At 65.0% G+C, this 1727-nt stretch carries 1 pseudogene; it reads right to left on the bottom strand.

Features of this window, described 5'->3' with window-relative positions:
- Positions 1-1727, bottom strand: a pseudogene (locus FCE95_RS16995) (hypothetical protein); the annotation flags it as partial.

Here is a 1727-nt window from a genome sequence, read left to right as displayed (position 1 = left end):
GTGTCGATCACCGCTCGCGGCGTGCCCAGGTGGTCGGGTTGCAGGTAGTGCAGCTTTTGGTTGGTGGTGGCGCCGGCCAGTAGGCCCACCGGCAGATCGTCCAGCCAGATGGCTTGTTGGATCGGTTGGCCGGTGGCGTCGTAATCGCCAACCCACTGCCCTGCTTCGTTGTACACCGTGTAGGTGTTGTTCGCAGCGAGGTATTGACGCACCTGCTCGCCTCTTCCGCTGAGCTGGTAGTTCATCGTCGCCGTGCCGCCCACCTTCACCTGGCTCATCCGGTTCGCATCGTTGTACACGAACTCCTTCGCCGTCCCGCCGATCTGGGTCGTGTTGCCGACGCTGTCGTAGGCTCGGGGCGTGGCGCCGACTTGGGTCAGGCGGTGGTTGGTGCTCGGGTAGGTGTAGTTGGTCGTCCCGCCCGCATTGGTGAAGCTGGTCCGGTTGCCGGTGGCGTCGTAGGCATAGTGGTCGATCACCGTCCCGGTCGGGCCGTCCTTCACGTCCGTCAGCCGGTTCAGCGCGTCGTAGCCGTACTGGGCCTTGGTGACGGACTGGTCGGCATTGAACAGCTTCTTCAGATTGCCCACCTCGTCGAACTCGTAGCCCAGCGACAGGCCGCCGGCGTTCGGGTCCTGGATCGCTAAGGGCTGGTAGTTCTGGTTGAGCGATCGGCTCATCGTGCGGCCGTTGCCGTAGGTCCAGCTCGCCACCGGACCGAAGGGGTAATAGGTGGCCTGATTCAACAGAACACTACGCGTGCCGCCGTTGGGGGTGACGCCTACTTCGGTGGTGCGTCCCTGCCCGTCCCGGACGTAATCCACCACCGCCCCGTCCGGATAGGTGATCGCCTGCAGCTGCCCGGCCAAGGTGTAGGCATAGCGGACGGTGAAGACTTGGCCGTTGGTGGTTTGCCGCTTCCTCGTCAGGTTGCCGAAGCGGTCGTAGCAGTACTCGGTTTGGCCGCTGCTGTCGGTCATCTTCGTCAGCCGGCCGATGGCGAAGGTCTCGCCGGCGAGGCAGCTCGCGTTGACCGTGTCGTAGGCATAAGCGACATCCAGGCTGCTGGTCGGATAGCCGATGCCGGTGAGCCGGTTCAGGGCGTCGTAGCTGTAGGTGGCGGTGACGCCGCGCGCATCGGTCTGGGTCTGGCGGTTGCCGGCGCTGTCGTAGGTGTACGTGGTGACGCCCGTGTCCGGGCTGCTCAGCTGGGTCAGGTCGCTGAAGCCGTTGTAGGTGTAGGTGGTGTCCAGGCCCTTGGGGTCGGTGACCTTGGTCAGGTTGTCCTGGGCGTCGTAGGCGAAGCTCGTCTGCGCGGCGATGCCGCCCACGTCCTGCAGGGTCTGCACCAGGCGGTTGAGCGGGTCGTAGTCGTTGTCGCTGACCCGGCTCAACGCATCGGTCACCGTCTGATTGTTGCCGTTGGCGTCGTAGGTGAAGCCGGTGGCGTGGTTGTAGGCGTCCTTGGCCGTCTGCAGTTGGCCCAGCTGGTTGTAGACCCGCGACAAGGTCCGGCGCAGGGTGTTGCCGGCGTCCTTGGTCGACTCGGCCGTGCGGTTGCCGGCGTTGTCCAGGGTGTAGTGGATCGTGTTGCCGGCGTTGTCGGCGATGTCGGTCAGGCGATGGGCGGCGTCGTAGGTGTAGGCCGTGAACGCGCCGTCGGGTTGGGTGACCTTCTTCACCAGGCCGGTGGGCCAATACTCGATGGCGGTGATCTGGTCGTCGGC

Source organism: Luteimonas gilva, assembly GCF_005239095.1.
GTDB lineage: Bacteria > Pseudomonadota > Gammaproteobacteria > Xanthomonadales > Xanthomonadaceae > Luteimonas_C > Luteimonas_C gilva.
Note: the sequence above shows the minus strand (reverse complement) of the source record. Positions and strands in the feature narration are given on the sequence as shown.